This is a genomic window from Rugamonas violacea (genome assembly GCF_016461825.1).
Lineage (GTDB): Bacteria > Pseudomonadota > Gammaproteobacteria > Burkholderiales > Burkholderiaceae_D > Rugamonas.
Window position 1 is genome coordinate 24,266 of the sequence record NZ_JAEMNU010000134.1, and the last position, 18,846, is coordinate 43,111.

21 protein-coding genes are annotated in these 18,846 nt (G+C 63.9%); 4 read left to right on the forward strand and 17 right to left on the reverse strand.

Annotation, left to right across the window (positions count from 1 at the left end; all coding sequences use genetic code 11):
* Positions 1 to 33 precede the first annotated feature (33 nt).
* The gene (locus H7U20_RS25220) at positions 34 to 768 is read right to left on the reverse strand and encodes an SDR family oxidoreductase (RefSeq protein WP_199761900.1); all 735 of its coding nucleotides are present in this window, start codon (positions 766 to 768) and stop codon (positions 34 to 36) included.
* Between the two features lie 103 nt (positions 769 to 871).
* Here H7U20_RS25220 and H7U20_RS25225 point away from each other — a divergent pair, with 103 nt between their 5' ends.
* A complete protein-coding gene (locus tag H7U20_RS25225; protein ID WP_199761901.1) occupies positions 872 to 1,783 on the forward strand; it encodes a LysR family transcriptional regulator in 912 nt (303 codons plus the stop codon).
* A 25-nt stretch (positions 1,784 to 1,808) separates the two neighbouring features.
* Here the strand turns inward: H7U20_RS25225 and H7U20_RS25230 are convergent, their stop codons facing one another.
* From H7U20_RS25230 to nirK, 9 genes are all read right to left on the reverse strand, one after another.
* A complete protein-coding gene (locus tag H7U20_RS25230) occupies positions 1,809 to 3,245 on the reverse strand; it encodes a permease (RefSeq protein WP_199761902.1) in 1,437 nt (478 codons plus the stop codon).
* Positions 3,242 to 3,532: a DUF2249 domain-containing protein gene (locus tag H7U20_RS25235; RefSeq protein ID WP_233411071.1), complete on the reverse strand. Its 291-nt coding sequence runs from the start codon at positions 3,530 to 3,532 to the stop codon at positions 3,242 to 3,244. Before H7U20_RS25235 ends, H7U20_RS25230 begins: the two co-directional genes overlap by 4 nt.
* On the reverse strand, positions 3,529 to 4,023 hold the full coding sequence (locus tag H7U20_RS25240) for a hemerythrin domain-containing protein (RefSeq protein ID WP_199761903.1): 495 nt from the start codon (positions 4,021 to 4,023) through the stop codon (positions 3,529 to 3,531). The genes H7U20_RS25235 and H7U20_RS25240 overlap by 4 nt, the downstream gene beginning before the upstream one ends.
* Before the next feature lie 101 nt (positions 4,024 to 4,124).
* Positions 4,125 to 4,853 carry an anaerobic ribonucleoside-triphosphate reductase activating protein gene (locus H7U20_RS25245; RefSeq protein ID WP_199761939.1) on the reverse strand — a complete coding sequence of 243 codons (729 nt, stop codon included), beginning with the start codon at positions 4,851 to 4,853 and terminating at the stop codon, positions 4,125 to 4,127.
* A gap of 22 nt (positions 4,854 to 4,875) precedes the next feature.
* Positions 4,876 to 5,070, reverse strand: a complete 195-nt coding sequence (gene nrdD / locus H7U20_RS25250) for an anaerobic ribonucleoside-triphosphate reductase (RefSeq protein ID WP_199761904.1) — start codon at positions 5,068 to 5,070, stop codon at positions 4,876 to 4,878.
* A gap of 66 nt (positions 5,071 to 5,136) precedes the next feature.
* On the reverse strand, positions 5,137 to 7,146 hold the full coding sequence (locus H7U20_RS25255; RefSeq protein WP_370593251.1) for a ribonucleoside triphosphate reductase: 2,010 nt from the start codon (positions 7,144 to 7,146) through the stop codon (positions 5,137 to 5,139).
* Between the two features lie 129 nt (positions 7,147 to 7,275).
* Positions 7,276 to 7,857: an SCO family protein gene (locus H7U20_RS25260; protein ID WP_199761906.1), complete on the reverse strand. Its 582-nt coding sequence runs from the start codon at positions 7,855 to 7,857 to the stop codon at positions 7,276 to 7,278.
* Positions 7,854 to 8,747: a formylglycine-generating enzyme family protein gene (locus H7U20_RS25265; RefSeq protein WP_233411073.1), complete on the reverse strand. Its 894-nt coding sequence runs from the start codon at positions 8,745 to 8,747 to the stop codon at positions 7,854 to 7,856. The genes H7U20_RS25260 and H7U20_RS25265 overlap by 4 nt, the downstream gene beginning before the upstream one ends.
* Positions 8,747 to 10,174, reverse strand: a complete 1,428-nt coding sequence (gene nirK, locus H7U20_RS25270) for a copper-containing nitrite reductase (RefSeq protein WP_199761907.1) — start codon at positions 10,172 to 10,174, stop codon at positions 8,747 to 8,749. Before nirK ends, H7U20_RS25265 begins: the two co-directional genes overlap by 1 nt.
* A gap of 235 nt (positions 10,175 to 10,409) precedes the next feature.
* Between nirK and H7U20_RS25275 the strand changes: the two genes are divergently transcribed.
* Positions 10,410 to 11,600, forward strand: a complete 1,191-nt coding sequence (locus tag H7U20_RS25275) for a serine hydrolase domain-containing protein (RefSeq protein WP_199761908.1) — start codon at positions 10,410 to 10,412, stop codon at positions 11,598 to 11,600.
* A gap of 232 nt (positions 11,601 to 11,832) precedes the next feature.
* On the opposite strand, the gene H7U20_RS25280 is transcribed toward H7U20_RS25275, so the two are convergent.
* The 7 genes from H7U20_RS25280 to H7U20_RS25310 all read right to left on the reverse strand — a co-directional run bounded on the left by H7U20_RS25280 (position 11,833) and on the right by H7U20_RS25310 (position 16,740).
* The gene (locus H7U20_RS25280) at positions 11,833 to 12,063 is read right to left on the reverse strand and encodes a SirB2 family protein (protein WP_233411074.1); all 231 of its coding nucleotides are present in this window, start codon (positions 12,061 to 12,063) and stop codon (positions 11,833 to 11,835) included.
* Positions 12,064 to 12,131: 68 nt separating this feature from the next.
* A complete protein-coding gene (locus H7U20_RS25285) occupies positions 12,132 to 12,512 on the reverse strand; it encodes a hypothetical protein (RefSeq protein ID WP_199761910.1) in 381 nt (126 codons plus the stop codon).
* Positions 12,509 to 13,039, reverse strand: a complete 531-nt coding sequence (locus H7U20_RS25290) for a penicillin-insensitive murein endopeptidase (protein ID WP_199761911.1) — start codon at positions 13,037 to 13,039, stop codon at positions 12,509 to 12,511. Before H7U20_RS25290 ends, H7U20_RS25285 begins: the two co-directional genes overlap by 4 nt.
* Before the next feature lie 9 nt (positions 13,040 to 13,048).
* Complete coding sequence (locus tag H7U20_RS25295) at positions 13,049 to 13,543, reverse strand: Hcp family type VI secretion system effector (protein WP_199761912.1); 495 nt, start codon at positions 13,541 to 13,543, stop codon at positions 13,049 to 13,051.
* Positions 13,544 to 13,687: 144 nt separating this feature from the next.
* Positions 13,688 to 14,065, reverse strand: coding sequence for a SirB2 family protein (locus tag H7U20_RS25300; RefSeq protein WP_199761913.1), 378 nt, complete (start codon positions 14,063 to 14,065; stop codon positions 13,688 to 13,690).
* 7 nt (positions 14,066 to 14,072) lie between these two features.
* Positions 14,073 to 14,345, reverse strand: coding sequence for a DUF2249 domain-containing protein (locus tag H7U20_RS25305; RefSeq protein ID WP_199761914.1), 273 nt, complete (start codon positions 14,343 to 14,345; stop codon positions 14,073 to 14,075).
* Positions 14,346 to 14,463: 118 nt separating this feature from the next.
* Entirely contained in the window at positions 14,464 to 16,740 is a 2,277-nt protein-coding gene (locus tag H7U20_RS25310; RefSeq protein ID WP_199761915.1) for a nitric-oxide reductase large subunit, read from the reverse strand.
* 209 nt (positions 16,741 to 16,949) lie between these two features.
* Between H7U20_RS25310 and H7U20_RS25315 the strand changes: the two genes are divergently transcribed.
* Positions 16,950 to 17,432: an RrF2 family transcriptional regulator gene (locus H7U20_RS25315; RefSeq protein WP_199761916.1), complete on the forward strand. Its 483-nt coding sequence runs from the start codon at positions 16,950 to 16,952 to the stop codon at positions 17,430 to 17,432.
* A gap of 185 nt (positions 17,433 to 17,617) precedes the next feature.
* Positions 17,618 to 18,787, forward strand: a complete 1,170-nt coding sequence (locus H7U20_RS25320; RefSeq protein ID WP_233411077.1) for an MFS transporter — start codon at positions 17,618 to 17,620, stop codon at positions 18,785 to 18,787.
* The last annotated feature ends 59 nt before the right edge of the window (positions 18,788 to 18,846 follow it).

The following is an 18,846-nucleotide window of genomic DNA, read 5'->3' on the forward strand; positions in this document are numbered from 1 at the left end:
TGCCTCGCCATACCGAGCCACTTTATCCCGTGTCTAGACGAAGCGGCCACCGCCGTCAATGTGCAAGACTTCGGCATTCATGTAGCTATTGCTCAATAGCAATACAATCGCCTGCGCGACTTCATCCGGATAGCCGGCGCGGCCCCCAGGCAATGTATCGGCCGCCTGCTTGAATATCGCGGCGCGAACCTCCGTACCGAATGAGTCAAACAGTGGCGTTTCAACGAGGCCGGGCGAGATGACATTGACCCGGATCGGTTTGAGTTCGAGAGCCAGGGCTCGCGCCAGCGCTTCCACGCCGCGCACAGCGGCGGCGACGACCGCAGTGCCGTTATCCGCCGGACGGTCCGAATACTGCCCGCCCGTCAAGACGATCGAAGCGGTGGGCGGCATCAGCGGCAGGGCGGCTTTGATGGCATAGAGCGCGCCGGCGATACGTTCCTTGACCGCCGACAGTAGTTGGTCCGGATCCGTATCGGCCAACCTGCCGACAGGCAGACCACCGGCGGTGATCACCAGATGATCGACCCGCGTCATGCCGTCGAATACGGCTTCAACGCTTTTTCTATCCGCGATGTCGGCGACCGCTGTCCGGGCGCCGCCGATTTCGCCGGCAGCCGCCGCGAGCTTCGCCAGTGTTCGTCCGGCGAGGGTGACGGTGGCGCCTTGCGCTTTTACGGCCTTGGCCGTCGCCAGACCAATGCCTGTGCTGCCGCCAAATACGACGACATGGGCGCCGTCCAAGGATGTTTTCGTTACTGTGTTCATCAGGTTTCCTGGGAAAAGAGGGGTGGAGACGAAATGTTATGTCATTCCAAATGGCACAGGAACGTGAGAGAATTGAATATAGCCTATGCCACAGGAGAATGACTTGGATTCAATTCAGTCGCTGCGACTGTTCACGCGCGTGGTCGAATTGGGCAGTTTTTCGGCTGCGGCCCGCGAGGAAAATACCGGCCAACCGACGATCAGCAAGGTCATCGCCGCGCTGGAGCGCAAGCTTGGGGTCCGGTTGTTGGAGAGAACGACGACCAGTTTGACGCTGACCGACGAGGGCGCGCGGTTCTACGAGCGCAGCAAGCGCGTGATCGAGGAGTACGCCGACGCGGTGGCGGATGTGCGGGGTCAGACACAACGGCTTGCCGGAACGCTGCTGGTGAATGCGCCCGTGGGACTGGGAGAACTGCGCCTGAATGCCCTATTGCTCGAATTTCTTGCCACCTATCCCGAGATCGAAATCGAGCTCGTTCTGAACGACCGGGTGATCGATCTGATCGAGGAAGGGGTCGACGTGGCCATACGGCTTGGCGATGAGCTGCCGCCCCACGTCGTGGCGCGGCATATCGCGTCGTCGCCGCGTGTGCTGGTGGCGACGCCCGAATACATCAAGCGCAGCCAAAAGGTGCGCCGGCCCGAAGACCTGGCGCAGCACGAATACATTCGCTATGCGGGAATCGCCTCCGGAAGCATGATGGAATTTTCCAATGCAGCTGAAAAAATTGTCGTTGCGACCACGGGGCGTTATCGCGTCAACAGTTCGCTGGCCCTGCGCCAATGCTTTCTTGCGGGGATAGGCTTGGGTACAGCCCCGGCATGGTTGGTCCAGGATTTGATCGACACCGGTGCGCTGGTTCAGCTGCTCCCAAAATGGCAGATGGCTTCCCAGGCGGTTCACTTGGTGTACCCATCCCGCAAATACCAGCCGTTGAGGACGCGCACCTTGCTGCAGTTCCTGGCCGGGAGGGTCCCGCACCTGCCCGGGCTTCGCGCCGCCGTAAGTTAGCGGCTGCCACAACGGCCTTCACGCTTCAAATACCGTTTGCAGCTTTGGGTGCCAGCGCGCTCAGGCGGCCGTACAGTCGCACCGCCGCGAACAGGTTCCACCACAAGGCCAGGCAGGACGCGCACAGCAGCGCCGCCGCCGGCCGCGCCAGCATGGCCGGCTGGTAGCAGGCCGCCAGCAGCAGCGCCAACGCCAGCAGATGCAGGCCGAGCTGCCAGCGCGCGTGGCGCTCGGCGATGATGCGGTTCACCCCCGGCACCAGGCCGGCGGCGCGCGCCGGCGTCGGCTGCAGGTGATACCAGACCAGGAAGGGCACGATCTTGTACAGCATGCCGTTGATCGACGACAGTCCGAAGCCGACGATCATCAACACGCCCAGCGCCAGCGGCCTGGCCGTCGCCGCGTAGGGCAGCAGCCAGACCAGCGGCGCCGCCAGCAGGCTGGCCATGGCGCAGCGCCAGAAGATGGTGGTCGGTTCGGCGCGCGGCCGCTTGCGCCGCGCCAGCAGCCACAAGGTGCTCAGCGCGAACAGCGCGAACACGGCGCCCAGCAGCAGCGCCACGGCGCGGCGCGGCAGGCCATCGCCGGCATCGTCGCCGAGAGCGTAACCCAGGCTCAAGGCGGCGAGCAGCAGGAAGGCCAGCTTGCCGAACCAGCGCGTCAGGTAGGGCGGATACGGCTCGGTGACCTGGAACATTGGAATCACCTGGAAGGCGACGCCGGCCACCAGTACGCCTAGCCAACCGAGCAAGCCCCATGCGACATGCAGGTCGAGCAGGGTGGGTAGTGACGGCGTGTTCGGTGCGACGGGGAAGAAGGCGACGCTCCAGGCGGCGGCAACGGCGCGCGACGCCGCTGACACCGTTCTGGCGAAGCCGGCCGGCCAGGCGAAGGCGGCGGCCAGCAGGCCGCCCAGGGTGACGGTGACGGCCAGCGCGGCCAGCGCCAGGCGGATGCCGGTGACGGTGGGGCTGGCGTCGCCGCGCGCCTGTTGTTTGAGCTCGCCGGCGTGGCGCCATAGCCCCAATGCGCAGGCGGCGAGCAGCATCAGTAACGCCGGCAGCAGCGTGGCCAGGGCCAGCTGGAACAGCAGCGGACGTTGCAGCCAGAAGCCGGCCGCCAGCAGCAGGCTGCCGGCGCACAGGCCGAGGTGGGCGACGTTGCTGACCAGGGCGGCGCGCGGCAGGGCCACGCCGGCCACCACCGGCAGCAGTTGCAGCAGGGCGCCGACCATGGTCATGCTCAGGCAGCCCAGCGTCAGCAGATGGGTCAGCGCCAGCGTGGCCGGCGACCAGCGCGAACTGAGCGCGTCGGCGCCCTGCATCAGCAGCAGGCCGGCGGCCAAGGCGGCGAACAAGGGCGCGCTGAGGAAGTAGCGCAGCGGCGCCGACAGCGGTGGATTTCGCTCGAACGCCAGCACGCGCCGTACCGATGGCGTGGCGGCTGCGGCTACGGCTGTCAACGTTGAGCTTCCGCCTGTCCCGGACGGCCGGCGCGCAGCGGCTCCCAGATGCGTACTTCGAAGCGGTAGTCGTCGCGCACGGTGGTGTGGTGGGCGTAGCCGTTCTTCTCCAGGATGCCGTACAGCGGATGCGGCTCGCGGTCGATCAGCACGCACAGGCGCTGGCGGGGACCGATGCGGTCGAGCGCGTCCAACACGCGCACCATCGGCTCCGGCGGCGCCAGGCCGCCAACGTCAAGCACGCTTTCCTCCCAGTCGTCGCCTTCATCGTAGGGGAGGTTCATCATGCGACTCCTTCCAGTTGACTGTGGCCGAGCGGTGCCTGGTGGTGGCTGGATTTGGCCATGTCGGCCATCGCCGCCAGCACCGCCGCTACCTGCGGCGGCGCCAGCATGCGGTCGGCCATCGGGTAGAGGATGCCTTCCTCCTTCAGATTATGCTGGCGCATCAGCATGCGCAGCGTGTCGGCGTGGTCGAAGAAGTCGTCCTGCTCGCGCTGCGCGATGGCCGCGTGCATGTCCTGCAGGATGGCGCGCATGTGACCATGCTCGCCGCGCATGACGGCGGTGGGGCCGTTGGCGCTGCCCATGGCCTGCTCCAGCGCCGGGAACATCACCTGCTCCTCCATCGCCAGGTGGCCCTCCAGTTGGCGGCGGAACACGGCGAATTCGGCGCCGGCGCCGTCCCAGTCGCCTTGGTTGACCAGCGCCTCGGCGTGGGCGTAGCGCTGGTCGCAGTCGTGGTGATCCTGTTCCAGGTAATTGCCAATGCTGCTCATTCGATTTCCTTTTGCTTTCGTGTTGTTGTTGAGCACATTGTCACACTCGGCCAAGGTCGGTTTCTTTGATACACATCAAGAATTTCGAGGATGCCTGGACGCTAATGGGGCCGCCGCAGGGTAAAACGGGGGAACAGCGCCTCGACCTGGGCGATCACGTCCTGGCCGGGGTAGCCCGGCTGCGCGTGGGCCTTGAGCGCCGCGTCGTTGCAGCCCTCCGGCCGGAACTCCTGTAGCACGTAATTGCGCACGCCCATGCCGGCCAAGGTGCCGGCCAGCGCGACGATGTCGTGCGGCCGCAGCAGCGTCGGATGGATGGTGGTGCGGCACTCGTAGTCGACGCCGCTGTCGACGATGACGCGGGCGCAGGCCTGCGCCTGCTCGCCGCTGTCCGGCGCGCCGGTGATGCCGGCGTAGTGCGCGAACGGCGCCTTGATGTCGAAGCCGACCCAGTCGACCAGCGGCAGCACCTCGGCCAGCCGCTCGGGGTAGATACAGGCCGTGTGCAGGCCGATCTTGAAGCCGAGCGCGCGTGCCTGTCGCATGGCGCCGGCCAGCGCCGGGTCGATGGTCGGCTCGCCGCCGCTGAACACCACCGCGTCGATCAGGCCGACGCGGCGCTCGAGCAATGCGAGCACGTGCTGCCACGGCAAGGGGCTGTGCGCCGGGCGCGCCTGCAGATGCGGATTGTGGCAGTAGCCGCAGCGCCAGGGGCAGCCCTGCACGAACACCACGGCCGACAATTGGCCGGGGTAGTCGGTGGCGCTGAACGGCGTGATGCCGCCCACCTTCAACTGTCGCGTCGCCGGCGCCGTGGCGCCGCCGTCCATCCTCACCAGGCGCGCTTCCATCTTAGTGGCAGGCGGCCGCGCACGGCTCCTGGAAGTATTTGCGTTCGTAGAACTCGCCTTTTTTGCCGGTGTTGAAGGACGAGACGGGGCGGTGGTAGCCCATCACGCGGGTCCAGATTTCGCACGGTTGGCGTTCGCTGTCGTCCAGCATGACGGCTTGGTTGGCGGCGTGCAGGGTCAGGCTCAGATCGGTCATGGTGATTCCTTGGTCGTGGTGGTGGAAGTTGAAGTTGAGGTTGAAGTTGAGGTGCGCAGCGTCCGTCTAGGCTACGGCCAGCTGCTTTTTGGCGATCAGGTCGGCGTCGCATTTCGGGCAGAACTTGTGGCTGCCGTTCAGATAGCCGTGCTTCGGACAGATCGAGAAAGTCGGCGTGATCGTGATGTAGGGCAGGCCGAAGCGGCTCAGCGCGCGCTTGACCAAGGTGCGGCAGGCGTCCGCGCTCGACAGCGCCTCGGTCATGTACAGGTGCAGCACGGTGCCGCCGGTGTACTTGCGCTGCAGCGCGTCCTGCTGTTCCAGCGCCTCGAAGGGGTCGTCGGTGTAGCCGACCGGCAGTTGCGAGGAGTTGGTGTAGTAAGGCATATCCTCGGTGCCGGCCTGTAGGATCTCCGGATAGCGCTTGCGGTCCTCCTTGGCGAAGCGGTAGGTGGTGCCCTCGGCCGGCGTCGCCTCCAGGTTGTACATATGGCCGGTCTCCTCCTGGAATTCGAGCATGCGGGCGCGCACGTGGTCGAGCAGGCGCAGGGCGAAGTCGCGGCCCCAGGTGCTGGTGATGTCGTGCTGGTCGCCGCTGAAATTGCGGATCATCTCGTTGATGCCGTTCACGCCCAAGGTGGAGAAGTGGTTGCGCAGCGTGCCCAGGTAGCGTTTCGTGTACGGGAACAGGCCGTTGTCCATATGCCGCTGGATCACCTTGCGCTTGATTTCCAGGCTCTGTTTGCCCAGCTCCATCAGACGGTCCAGCGCGGCCAGCAGGCCGTCCTCGTCGCCCTGGTATAGATGGCCGAGGCGGGCGCAGTTGATCGTCACCACGCCGAGCGATCCGGTCTGCTCGGCCGAGCCGAACAGGCCGTTGCCGCGCTTGAGCAGTTCGCGCAGATCGAGCTGCAGGCGGCAGCACATCGAGCGGATCATGTTCGGCTTCAGCTCCGAGTTGATGAAGTTCTGGAAGTAGGGCAGGCCGTAGCGCGCCGTCATCTCGAACAGCAGCTCGGCGTTCGGGCTGTGCCAGGCGAAGTCCTCGGTGATGTTGTAGGTCGGGATGGGGAAGGTGAAGGCGCGGCCCTTGGCGTCGCCGGTCATCATGATCTCGATGTAGGCGCGGTTGATCATGTCCATCTCGTCTTGCAGCTCGCCGTAGCAGAAGGCCATCTCCTGGCCGGCGATCAGCGGCACCTGCTCGCGCAAGTCCTCCGGGCAGACCCAGTCGAAGGTCAGGTTGGTGAACGGCGTCTGGGTGCCCCAGCGCGACGGCACGTTGAGGTTGTAGATCAGCTCCTGGATGTACTGCTTGACGTCGGCGTAGCTCAGGCTGTCCTTGCGCACGTAGGGCGCCATGTAGGTGTCGAAGGAGCTGAAGGCCTGCGCGCCGGCCCACTCGTTTTGCAGCGTGCCGAGGAAGTTGACGATCTGGCCGATGGCGCTCGACATGTGCTTCGGCGGTCCCGATTCGACCTTGCCCGGCACGCCGTTCAGGCCCTCGTTGAGCAGGGTGCGCAGCGACCAGCCGGCGCAATAACCGGCCAGCATGTCGAGGTCGTGGATGTGCAGGTCGGCCTCGCGGTGGGCCTGGCCCACCTCGGGCGGATAGACGTGGTTGAGCCAGTAGTTGGCGATCACCTTGCCCGACACGTTGAGGATCAGGCCACCCAGCGAGTAGCCCTGGTTGGCGTTGGCGTTGACGCGCCAGTCCTGCTGGTTGAGGTATTCGTTGATCGAGGTTTCGACGTCGATCAACGACTTGCGGTCCTGCCGCAGCGCCTGGTGCTGCGAGCGGTAGATCACGTAGGCGCGCAGGGTCTTGCGGTAGCCGGCGTCGTACAGCACGTTCTCCACCAGGTCCTGCAACACCTCGACGCTGAGCATGCTGTGGTGGTCGATTGCGCTGCGTCGCAGCACCACCGTTTGCGCCAGGTTGCCGGCCGTGTGGGCGTCGTATTCGCCGCTGGCCTCGCCGGCGCGTTGCAGCGCCGAGACGATCTTGGCGACGTCGAACGCCTGCGTGCTGCCGTCGCGTTTGATGATGTTGCTATGGAAATTAACTGCTGCCACGATCACTCCTCGTCACTAGATGTAGTTGGTTTGAGTAGGTTAATCACTAGCCATGGTATGGTCAACCAAAGTTGCGGCAATTTTCACAGTTCTTGATTCAAGTTAATTCCATCGCCGCCCCGGCCCTTTTCAGAGCGTTTTGAGCGCCGCCAGCAGTTGTTTGAGGAAGAGCGGATCGGGCGTCACATCGAGCTTGCTGCTGGCCGTCTGCACGCTGCCGGCGCCGTCGAGCAGGGCGATGCGGGTGGTGTGGTTGATCTCGCCGCCGCCCAGCACGCGGTACTTGATGTTCAGCGCCGAGGCCAGCATGCGGGTCTGGCTCTCGTCCTTGGCGACGGCGATGCGGAACTGGCGCGGGTCGAGTTTGTGGGTGCTCATCAGCTGGCCCAGCGAACCGGGCGTGTCGTGGAAGGGATCGAGGCTGACCATCAGCACAGTCAGTTTTTTTCCATTGGCGCCGAGCGCCGTCACGGTCTGCTTGAGGTTCTCGATGACGATCGGGCAGGCGGTGTTGCAGTCGCCGTAGAACATGGTGATCAGCAGCGGCTTGCCGGCCAGGTCGGCCAGGGTGAAGCGCTGGTTCTGCGTGTCGACCAGCGCGGTGTTGAGGCGGTACAGCGAATCGCCGGGCAGGGCGGCGGCGTGCAAGCAGTGCAGCGGAGCGACGGCGGCCGTGATGGCGGCGCATTGCAGGAAGGTGCGGCGTTTCATGGTGTGCTTTCTTGGGTGGTCGGGACGGCGTCGCGGGCGCAGCGGAAGCCGAGGTTGGCGCCGTCCTGGTTGCTTTCCATCGCGGCCAGCAGGGCCAGGCGCATCAGCACCGCGTAGTTGCGCCGGTCGGCCAGGGTGACGGCGGCGCCGCCGCAGTAGTCGAGCTGCTTCTGCTCGCCCTTGGCGCGGCTGTCGGCGTTGACGAACAGGCCGTTGTAGTCCTCCACCCATTCCCACACCAGGCCGTGCATGTCTTCGATGGCGTAGTAGTTGGGCGTGCCCTGGCCGATGGCGCCGGGCGGCGTGTTGCCGGGCCGGGAGTACCAGTTGAGGATGCGCGCCAGCCAGGCCGGATCGTCGCGCGCGTCGGCGCGGCTGTCGTCGGCGGCGCCGGCGAATTCCCACTCGTGCCAGCGCGGCAGGCGCGCCTGTTCGCTGGCGCAGTAGGCCTGCGCGGCGTACCAGCTGACGTTGATGACCGGGGCGGCGTCGGCCAGCGGCGCCGGCGCGTCGTCGCCGCCCCAGCCGCGTAGATAGGTGGGGCTGGCGAACAGCGCGGCCACCTGGCCACGGCGCCACTCGGGATGCTGTTGGATGAAGTCGCGGAACTCGGCGTTGCTGACCGGCCGCGTGCGCAGCTGGAAGGGCGCCACCAGCGCCGGCGCGTCGACGCCGTCGCCCGGCAGCACGCTGCGCAGCGAACCGCCGGGCACGGGGCGGTAGTCGGCGCCCATGCCGGCGCGGGCGGCCGCCAGCGCCGGCGCCGCGTTCTGGATATTGAGCGGAGCGCCGTCGGCGCAGAGGGCACTGGCGGCGCTGCCGGCATACAGCAGGCCGACCAGGGCCGTCCGTGCCGCCAGTGTGGCGCGGCGAGGCAGGCCCGGGCCCATTACTTGGTCAAGCGCATATCGCGCACCTGGGCCGGCGTCAGCAAGGCCTTGCCCTTGTTGAAGTCCGTGCTGACGTAGTTGATGACGGCGGCGACGTCGTCATCGCTCAGTTCCTGCGGCGGCATCACGCCGCTGTAGTGTTCACCGTTGACCACCAGTTCGCCGCTGCGGCCGTTGATGACGATGTGCGCCATCTCATACGGACGTTGTTGGAAGAAGTCGGAATTGGCCAGCGGCGGGAAGACCCCGGCGACACCTTTGCCGTCGGGCTGGTGGCAGGCGGCGCAGGTGGACTCGTAGACTTCCTTGCCGCGCACCTTCTGCGCCGGTGTGGTGGCCACGGCGGGGGCGGCGGCGGGTTTGGCGGCCGGCTTGGCGCCCGGCGCCGCCGGCAGCGGGGTCTTGACGCCTTTGCCGTAGATGGCGAAATTGTCCGGACCGCTGACCGACAGCAGGCCGATGGCGCCTTTGTTGAAGGCCCGCGTCAACGAGTGGTCGACGATGGTCAGGTTGCCCGGCACGCGCGGGGTGAACTCGACGATGGTCGAGCCGCCGGCCGGCACCATGGTGGTCTGCACGTTTTCCTGGAAGTGCTTGCCGCCCTCGGTGTAGACCTTGTCGAAGATCGCACCGATGATGTGGAAGCTCGACGTGGTGTTGGGGCCGCCGACGCCGAAGTACATGCGCACCGATTCGTTGGTCTTGGCGGTCAGCGACTTGGCGCCGGTCAGCGCGCCGTCGGCGCCGTTGAACAGCACGTAGGTCGGCTTCTCGTCGATGGCTTTTTGCATGTCGAAGGCTTGCAGGCCGGGCGCGCGGTAGGCGCCGGTGGTGTAGAAATCGCCCTGCATGACGTAGTATTCCTTGTCGACCGGGGTCATGCCTTCCTTCGGCTCGACCAGGATCATGCCGTACATGCCGTTGGCGACGTGCATGCCGACCGGCGCGGTGGCGCAGTGGTAGACGTACAGGCCGGGGGCCAGCGCCTTGAAGGTGAAGCTGGCTTCGTTGCCCGGCGCGATCAGGGTCTGGCTGGCGCCGCCGCCCGGGCCGGTCACGGCGTGCAGGTCGATATTGTGCGGCAGCTTGTTGTTTGGCAGGTTCAGCAGATGCAGTTCGACGGTGTCGCCCTCGCGCACGCGGATCATCTTGCCCGGCACGGTGCCGCCGAAGGTCCAGAAGGTGTAGCTGGTGCCCGGCGCGATTTCGCGCTCGATTTCCTCGACGGTCAGGTTGACCACGACGTGGGCGGCGGTCTTGCGGGTGATGCGCGGCGGCAGCGATGGCGGCGCCACCAGCTCCTGCACCACCACGGGCAAGCCGTCCGACGCGGGTGCGGCGACTGGCGCGCTGCCGACCGGCGACATGCAGAGGGCGGCAGTGACGCCGGCAAGCCAGGAGGCGGCAAGTTTGTAGTTCTTTTTCATCTGATTCACCTTGTTTTTTATTAGGGTCATGACATCGCTCAAATCTTGATGTCCTAACCATGCTATGCGTAGGGACGAACACTTTCCTTGATGTAAGTTGTGTATTTGCCTAAGTAAAGCAGGGAATCGGGCACGCTTGATCTGGAACTGGACAAAGCTTGTCCAATGTCAATTCGGTCTTCTTGCATTTGTAGGCATGCCAAGGTCTGGCGATGCTCGGTACCTTGCGGCTACAATGAGTTTCGATAAAGAAAAGGTAACTATGCAACCATCACGCGTGCCGTCCACCAAGCGAAGTGCCTCATGGGCTCGGCATATCGGTTTCTTGCTGCTGATACCGCTGACATCGATATTTTTGTCCGGCTGCGCCTCTCCCAAGCGGACTGATTTGAGCTCAAAGAACCTGCACGAGACACTAAAAATTCTTGCGGAAACACACCATGTCTGCGCTGTGTCGCTTGCTGTCATCAAGGACCGAAAACTTGATTCGATTGATTCCGCGACCGGCTGCCCGCCAGCTCCATCGCCGAATCCAGACAGCGTTTTTCAAGCGGCATCTCTTAGCAAACCGGTCTTTGCCTATGCGGTGTTGAAGTTGGTGGCGCAAGGAAAATTGGAGCTTGATGCGCCCGTAATGAAGTATTTGCCGCAAGGGTATCGACACCAATTCGATCCTTTGAAAGCGGAGCCTTCCGATCTGGTGAGCGATCCCCGACTTGCGGCGATCACCGTTCGGATGGTTCTGAACCACACATCCGGATTGCCGAATTGGGCCTCCGGGCCACTGAATTTCGATTCGACTCCCGGAGAAAAATGGAATTATTCAGGGGAAGGCTACGTGTTGCTGCAGCGCGCCGTGGAGGCGGTCACCGGCCAGCCACTGGATCAATTCATGCGCTCGCAGGTATTCAAGCCCTTGGCCATGGACCACAGTGATTACGTATGGAACGAAGGAATCGCGCAAAACCTTCTGCCTGGAACCAAGGCGAATGGGACGCCGAGGACGACAATGGCGCTGAAAAACCCGATTGCCGCTTTTTCCCTCCACACCACGGCGGCGGATTATGGAAAATTTCTCGTCAAGCTGCTAAACGATGACGATGTGGTCAAACAGTTGATCGCATCACCTGTCTCTGTTGATCCAAGCCTCGGTCTCAGTTGGGGCTTGGGTTGGGGAATGGAGCGCGATCAGGACGATTCCTATCTTTGGCAGTGGGGCAACAATACCGGTTACCGCGCATTCGTCATGGCATCTGTTCGAACGGGAGACGGCTTTGTGATGCTGACCAACAGTGAAAATGGATTGGAACTGGCGGAACCAATCGCACAAAAGATCCTACCGGGCGAACACAAGCTTTTTCAGTCTTCCATACTGGGCAAGGACATCACGAATTTGCTCTGCAATAGATTGCGTTTGTGCCTTTGACTACTATCCACACAGGATCGTCATCATCAAATTTATCGGCACCCACGGGGCGCCTGAATCGGGTTTATGAAATTCTAAGCGGCGCCCATCCGCTAACGTTGGCGATGATCCGGCGCCTGCACGAAGGGCTGGGCATTCCGGGCGAGTTGCTGATCCAACCGGGCCGGCGTGGACTTGAAGCTTTCTCGCAACCCGTCGGTGCGCAGAGTTTGGCGGATGGTCCGGCGGAAGGCTAGAACGGCAGCGCTTGCTTGCTGACGGCGACGATGTAGCCGAAACAGGCGAGGGCGGCGGCGAAGGCGGTGGCGCGCACGGCGCGGGTCTTGCCGCGCTTGAGGGCGATGGTGCCCAGCACGATGTAGAGCAGCAGGGCGACCACCTTGGCGCTCAGCCAGCCCTGCGCCAGCGGATACTGCGCGCTCGTCACCGCCAGGGTGACGGCGCTGGCTATCGCCGACGCCATCCTCGACCGAATCATGCAGCGCAACCACCGCTTCACGCTGACCGGCGACTGCGGCTGCACTTGGACCGCTAACAAATCGACCCGTTGGTGCTCTTGCCGGTTGGTACGTCGAGACCGAAATAGCACGAATATCCATCGTCCTTGGTGTAGGTGCAGGAGAGATCGCCCCTGTTCCGTTCCCTGTAGCCCGCAGCGTCGCTGCAAGACATCTTTGCGTCAGGACCGATTTGATTGAACAGATCTTTCGCAAGCGGCCCCTTGAACATGAATGCCACCTTTCTATCTTTGCTCGTGGGAGGAATTGCTTCGGATAGGGTGCCACCATACACTTGGTAGTCTCCTTTGAGCGGCTTTGGCGTGCCGTCCCAGGCCGGCGGAACTTTCTCGGCTGCCTGCGCCAGCGAATACAAGCCCAGCACGGCGGCAATGAACACCATGCGCGTGCTCATGATGCCAACCGTGCCCAGAGTTCAACATGGAAGTGGTCGTCGTGGCGCAGTTGACTCGTCACGCGGCTGCCCAGCGCTCCCTGTATATTGGGGTCGTTGAAGTAGACGAGCTTCACCCATGGATGTTCCACGAACAGGCAGATGAGCCAAAGCGTGGCCTCGAAGTCGTACACGGCGGTGTCTCGATACGAACAGCGCGCGTCCTGGCCGGTCATCATGTCCTTGCGAACTGGGCGACAGTCCATCTCGATGCCCTTTTGGTGGGACTTGTGACTGTCGTACTGCTTCCCCCCGTCAATGCTGATGTTCCCGATCCCGAACTTGCGATTGCAGATGGCCTGCCAGTCACGCTCAATCTGGAAGATTAGGGTGAGCAGCTTGGGGTGCGCGTACTGGGCCAGGCGCCCCGTTCCCGGCACGTAGTGCAGGTTCCCGTACACGTAATAGCCGGCGTCTTCTGGCGCTTGCGGCAACATATAGTAGCCGCGGGAATCCTTCGGCTGAATTGGCACTCCGGTGGCATCCATGACCGCCCCCTAAGCGCAGCACTTTTTGGCGTTCAGATCCCATCCGCCGGCAGTGCTACCGCTACTGCCTCCGGCGATCTTCTGCTGCGTGTACGTCCACTTCACCTTGGAGAAGCACAACCCGAACTCGTCGAGGAGCAGGCCGCCGTCGCGCATCAGCTGGTCCATGTGGGATAGCAGAACGTTTTCCAGTTCGACCTGGTAATACTTCACCGGCTTGCCGTCGCCATCGGCCCGCATGAATTCCAACCTGGCCTTCGGAATCGTTTTGCCCATAGAGCAGTGCTGCATCAGGATCGGCGAGGCGAGATCCGCAAGCTTGGTAAGCGACAGGGAGCGATGCTCGGAGTGACCTGTCGTGTGGCCGCCGCCGGTGGACATGCTGCTGCTTTTGGGCTGCGTTACACCCAGGTGTGCCGAGGTTATTTCGATCCATCCCAGGTGCGCCGAGTCGGCCGACTCGCCCTTGATGCCGTCAATTTGTAGATATGCGTCGATTGCCATGATGTCTCCGAATAATTGAGGGAACGTCCAGGCATTGTTGTCCACCCCCCGCATGGACGGATTGGGCGGTGTCAACCGGCGTGTAACTTGGGAAGGTTTGTTGGTCGATGCTGCGCAGAATTTGGCGGATGGTCCGGCGGAAGGCTAGAACGGCAGCGCTTGCTTGCTGACGGCGACGGCGACGATGTAGCCGAAGCAGGCGAGGGCGGCGGCGAAGGCGGTGGCGCGCACGGCGCGGGTCTTGCCGCGCTTGAGGGCGACCGTGCCCAGCACGATGTAGAGCAGCAGGGCGACCACCTTGGCGCTCAGCCAGCCCTGCGCCAGCGGATACTGCGCGCTCGTCACCGCCAGGGTGACGGCGCTGGCCAGCAGCGCCGTGTCGATGATGTGGGGAGCCACGCGCACCCAGCGCTGTTGCAGCCGGGCCGGCTGGAACAGCATCCAGCAGCCGCGCAACAGGAACAGGCTGCCGCTGAGGGCGGCGCAAGTCATGTGCAGGTGCTTGAGCGCGTAGTAGTCCATAAGTCGTTTAATCCAGTGATTCGGTGACCAAGAAGTCGATGACGATCTCGCCGGGCTGGCGCGAAACGTAGCCGACCTTCACTTTGGAGCCGAAGAAATTGTTGATTTGCTGGAGCAGCGGAATCGGATCGTGGTCGTTACAGAACCGCATGACTTCTCCAGGGTTGAGGGCGTCCAGGGCGCCGAAGATGGCGGCGTGGCGGAAGCGTTTGGCGACACCGCGCGCGTCGAATGGGTAGATGCCTTCGGGGCCGGTGGGGTGCGAACAATCGTGTGCCATTTTATAAACTCCAGGTCATTTAGTCAAAGCGGGGAGGCGGCCGACCGGCGGCCTCCCCGGGCTTACTTCTACTTCTTACTTCTTACTTCCTACTGCTTATTTCATTGCAGATCCAACCTCAGGCGCGGTTGCTGCCGGCCACGGTTTGCGCGGCGCTGGCTTTTTTGCCGCCCGTCAGCAGGCGCCAGGCGAACAGCGCCAGGAACAGCGTGCCGATGGCGAACACCACGTCGCCGGGGACGCGCATCCAGACCAGGGTTTCCATCAGTTTCGAGTGGATCACCTCGGGCGAACGGGCGAACCACATGCCTTTGCTGACGCTGGCCCAGGCCTGGTAGATGCCGGCCGGAACCAGCGAGATGAACACCATCATGCCCAGGCCGATATTCAGCATCCAGAACATCGGTGCCAGCAGGCGGTCGGACCAGGCGGCGCGGTCGCTCAGGCCGCGCAGGCAGAACAGCAGCAGGCCGATGCCGAGCATGCCGTAGACGCCGAACAGGGCGGCATGGCCGTGGGCGGCGGTCAGGTTCAGGCCTTGCATGTAGTACAGCGCGATCGGTGTGTTGATCGAGAAGCCCAGCAGGCCGGCGCCGATGGTGTTCCAGAAGCCGACGGCGATGAAGCACAGGATCGACCATTTGTAGGTGGCGACCCACGGTGCGACCTTGGAACGTTGGTAGTTGCGATAGGCTTCGATGCCGATCAGCGACAGCGGCACCACTTCCAGCGCCGAGAACATGGCGCCGATGGCGATGACGAAGGTCGGCGTGCCGGTGAAGTACAGGTGGTGCAGCGTACCGAGGATGCCGCCGAACAGGAAGACGATGGTCTCGAGCACGATGGCGCTGTTGGCGGTGGCGGCGCGGATCAGGCCCAGTCGGGTGAACAGCAGGGCGATGACGGCGGTGGCGAAGACCTCGAAGAAGCCCTCGACCCACAGGTGGACCAACCACCAGCGCCAGTATTCGATCATCGAGTAGTGGCTATGGCGACCCCAGGTCAGCGAGGTGGCGTAGAAGCCGCCGATGCACAGCGCGGCGAGGAACACCATGACGATCAGGCCACGGCTTTCCGACGGTGTGCGCAGCGCCGGCCACAGGGCGCGGCCGAGCAGGGTGACCCAGAACAGCAGGCCGACGAACAGCAGGATCTGCCAGATCCGGCCCATGCTGGTGAACTCCAGGCCCTGGTTGCCGATCCAGAAGGCGAAGGCGGTGCCCTTGTGTTGCAGCGAACCGATCCAGCCGAAGGCGGTCGAGCCGACGACGATGAACAGCAACGCGTAGAACAGCAGGTTGACGCCGAGCTTTTGGAACTTCGGCTCGTGGCCGGAGATGGCCGGGGCGATGTACAGGCCGGTGGCCAGCCAGGCGGTGGCGATCCACAGCACGGCGAACTGGGTGTGGATGGTGCGGCTGACGACGAACGGCAGGATCTCGGCCAGCGGGTAGCCGAAGAAGCTTTGTCCCTCGACGGCGTAATGGGCGGTGATGACGCCCATGCCGACCTGGGCCAGGATCAGGCCGATGACGACGAAGAAGTACTTCTTGGTGGCCAGCATGGACGGCGTCGGCTTCAGGTTGAACAGCGGGTCGGCCTTGGGCGCGACGGGATCGCCTTCCTCCTTGGCGGTCGAGTGCAGCATCACCATGCCGGCGATGGCGCCGATCATCAGGATGATACTGGCGATCGACCAAATGCCGGCGCCGGCGCTGGGACGGTTGTCGACCAGCGGTTCGTGCGGCCAGTTGCTGGTGTAGCTCAGGTCGACCTCGTTGGGCCGGTCGGTGGCGGCGGCCCAGGCCGACCAGAAGACGAAGGCCGGCAGGGCGCGCAGATCGTCCTGGTCGGTCAGCGAGTTGCTGTTCATGGCGTACTGGCTGCGCAGGGTGTCGAGTTCGCGGGCGTCGCCGAACAAGTCCATATAGTGCTTGGCAACCTGGCGCACGGCTTCGGCGCGGTCGGCCGACAGGGTGATGGTGGCGCTGTTGGCGTCGTAGCTGTTATGCCGCATCTCTTCCTTCAGGCGGGCGTTCAGCGCGCCTTTCTTGGACACGTCGAGCTGCTCGAAGGGCGCGCCGAACTCGCGCTGGGCCCAGATCTCGCGCAAGGCGACGGCTTCGCGGTGCAGCCAGTCGGCCGACCAGTCCGGCGCCACATAACTGCCGTGGCCCCAGACGGAGCCGAGCTGCTGGCCGCCGGCCGACAGCCAGGCTTGCTGGCCACGGTCGACCTGGCCTTCGGAGAACAGCACTTTTCCTTCGATGCTGATCACTTGTTTGGGAATCGGCGGCGCGGTCAGATAAATCTCCGCACCCACCCAGCCGAGGACGGCGAAGGAGAGTGCGCAGATGACGGCGAGCCAGGTCCAGAGTTTGCGCGTAGCGTGCATGGCTTGGTTCCTCTTTGTTGTAGTTGAAAAACTGTGGCGAACGGGCATGACCAGATCGTCTGGTGCCGATTCTAGGCCTGTTTTTGTAAAGAGGCATACAAAATATATCTTTTTCTTGATCCAAGTTATGAACATATATTTGAGATGCATCAATAATGTGTCCAGGCCGGCATGGTGCCGGCCGCCCCCATTTTTGAACGGATGCAAGCATGAGGCTGACCGCATACACCGACTACACCTTGCGCGCCCTGATCTTTCTGGCAGGCAACCGCGAGCGCCTGGTCAAGATCCAGGACATCGCCGACCAGCACGGCATTTCCAAGAACCATCTGACGAAGGTGATCTACCAACTGGGCTTGAGCGGTCTGATCCAGACGGTGCGCGGCCGCAACGGCGGCCTGCGCCTGGCGCGCGAGCCGGAGGCCATCAATATAGGCGCCGTGGTGCGCGGCACCGAAACCGACTTCTTCATGGCGGCCTGCTTCGACGCCGGCCGCGAGGCTTGCCCCTACGCCGAGTGCTGCGGCCTGAAGGGGCTGCTGGGCCGCGCCACCGCCGCCTATCTGGCGGTGCTGGACGCGGCCAGCCTGGCCGACCTGCTGGCCGGGCCGCAACTGGCGTCCGGCCAGCTGACGGCGCAGCCGTGGCAGCGCATGTTGGCGGGGACTAGTCACTTTGGCGGAGGCCGCTAGGCCGATTGCCTTGCTGAATTATCCCTCCGGCCAATAGTGTCTTTTAGTATCACCGCTTACCCTGACGTCATCGGATTGTGTCTGTCGGGAGAAGGAAAGTGGCAACTACTGTAAAAAGCAATAACAAGGCGGTGCAGGTGCTGGCGAGCAGCACCTTTGCCTTCACGATCTGTTTCGCCATCTGGATGATGTTCGCCGTGCTGGGCATTCCCATCAAGAAGCAACTGGGTCTGAACGAGACCGAATTCGGCCTGCTGGCCGCCATGCCGGTGCTCAGCGGCTCGCTGGTGCGGGTGCCGCTGGGCATCTGGTGCGACAAGTTCGGCGGCCGCATCGTGTTCTTCCTGTTGATGTTGGCCACCGTCGTGCCGATCTACCTGATCGGCCTGGCCACGGCCTACTGGCAGTTCCTGGTGCTGGGCCTGTTCGTCGGCCTGGCCGGCGGCTCGTTCTCGGTCGGCACGCCGTATGTGGCGCGCTGGTTCCCCAAGGAGCGGCGCGGTCTGGCGATGGGTATCTTCGGCGCCGGTAACTCCGGCTCCGCGCTGACCAAGTTCGTGGCGCCGGCCATCATCGCCGCCTGGGGCTGGCAGAGCCTGCCGACGGTGTACGCCGTCGCCATGCTGGTCACGGCGCTGGCGTTCTGGGCCTTCTCGGCCAGCGACCCGTCGCACCTGGTGGCCGGCACGGTGAGTTTCGCCGAGCAGATGAAGGTGTTGAAGGACCGCCGCGTCTGGCGCTACTGCCAGTACTACTCGGTGGTGTTCGGCGGCTATGTCGGCCTGGCGCTGTGGATGACCAAGTACTACGTCGCCGAATACGGCTTCGACCTGCGCCTGGCGGCCCTGCTGGCGGCCTGCTTCTCGCTGCCGGGCGGCGTGCTGCGCGCCATGGGTGGCTGGATCGCCGACCGCTACGGCGCCTACAAGGTGACCTGGTGGGTGATGTGGGTCTGCTGGGTGTGCTTCTTCCTGCTGTCGTATCCGCAGACCAGCATGGTCATCAAGACCGTCAAGGGCGACATGGTGATGAACCTCGGCCTCACGCCGTGGATGTTCACCGCGCTGCTGTTCGTGGTCGGCACCGCCATGGCGATCGGCAAGGCCTCGGTGTTCAAGTTCATCGGCGACGAGTTCACCGACAACATCGGCGCCGTCTCCGGCGTGGTCGGCCTGGCCGGCGGCCTGGGCGGCTTCATCCTGCCGATCATGTTCGGCGCCCTGGTCGACCTGACCGGCGTGCGTTCCAGCGCCTTCATGCTGTTGTACGGCACGGTCTGCGTCTCGCTGATCTGGATGCATTACTCCTTCCCGCCGGCCGCCAAGGCACCGGCGGCCGGCGCCGTGGCAGTCTGAGCGGCGGCGAAAAACCTATACATTCAGCGCACCCCGCGCAGACGACACTGGAGATTGAA

Bases quoted from the DNA above. Each gene is read 5' to 3' on its own strand.
- H7U20_RS25310 (WP_199761915.1), bottom strand. From the start codon at position 16,740: ATGCACGCTACGCGCAAACTCTGGACCTGGCTCGCCGTCATCTGCGCA.
- H7U20_RS25260 (WP_199761906.1), bottom strand. From the start codon at position 7,857: ATGAAACGCCGCACCTTCCTGCAATGCGCCGCCATCACGGCCGCCGTC.
- H7U20_RS25290 (WP_199761911.1), bottom strand. From the start codon at position 13,039: ATGGATGCCACCGGAGTGCCAATTCAGCCGAAGGATTCCCGCGGCTAC.
- H7U20_RS25240 (WP_199761903.1), bottom strand. From the start codon at position 4,023: ATGAGCAGCATTGGCAATTACCTGGAACAGGATCACCACGACTGCGAC.
- H7U20_RS25280 (WP_233411074.1), bottom strand. From the start codon at position 12,063: ATGGCGTCGGCGATAGCCAGCGCCGTCACCCTGGCGGTGACGAGCGCG.
- H7U20_RS25315 (WP_199761916.1), top strand. From the start codon at position 16,950: ATGAGGCTGACCGCATACACCGACTACACCTTGCGCGCCCTGATCTTT.
- H7U20_RS25265 (WP_233411073.1), bottom strand. From the start codon at position 8,747: ATGGGCCCGGGCCTGCCTCGCCGCGCCACACTGGCGGCACGGACGGCC.
- nirK (WP_199761907.1), bottom strand. From the start codon at position 10,174: ATGAAAAAGAACTACAAACTTGCCGCCTCCTGGCTTGCCGGCGTCACT.
- nrdD (WP_199761904.1), bottom strand. From the start codon at position 5,070: ATGACCGATCTGAGCCTGACCCTGCACGCCGCCAACCAAGCCGTCATG.
- H7U20_RS25295 (WP_199761912.1), bottom strand. From the start codon at position 13,543: ATGGCAATCGACGCATATCTACAAATTGACGGCATCAAGGGCGAGTCG.
- H7U20_RS25285 (WP_199761910.1), bottom strand. From the start codon at position 12,512: ATGAGCACGCGCATGGTGTTCATTGCCGCCGTGCTGGGCTTGTATTCG.
- H7U20_RS25245 (WP_199761939.1), bottom strand. From the start codon at position 4,853: ATGGACGGCGGCGCCACGGCGCCGGCGACGCGACAGTTGAAGGTGGGC.
- H7U20_RS25275 (WP_199761908.1), top strand. From the start codon at position 10,410: ATGAGTTTCGATAAAGAAAAGGTAACTATGCAACCATCACGCGTGCCG.
- H7U20_RS25300 (WP_199761913.1), bottom strand. From the start codon at position 14,065: ATGGACTACTACGCGCTCAAGCACCTGCACATGACTTGCGCCGCCCTC.
- H7U20_RS25220 (WP_199761900.1), bottom strand. From the start codon at position 768: ATGAACACAGTAACGAAAACATCCTTGGACGGCGCCCATGTCGTCGTA.
- H7U20_RS25320 (WP_233411077.1), top strand. From the start codon at position 17,618: ATGATGTTCGCCGTGCTGGGCATTCCCATCAAGAAGCAACTGGGTCTG.
- H7U20_RS25305 (WP_199761914.1), bottom strand. From the start codon at position 14,345: ATGGCACACGATTGTTCGCACCCCACCGGCCCCGAAGGCATCTACCCA.
- H7U20_RS25235 (WP_233411071.1), bottom strand. From the start codon at position 3,532: ATGATGAACCTCCCCTACGATGAAGGCGACGACTGGGAGGAAAGCGTG.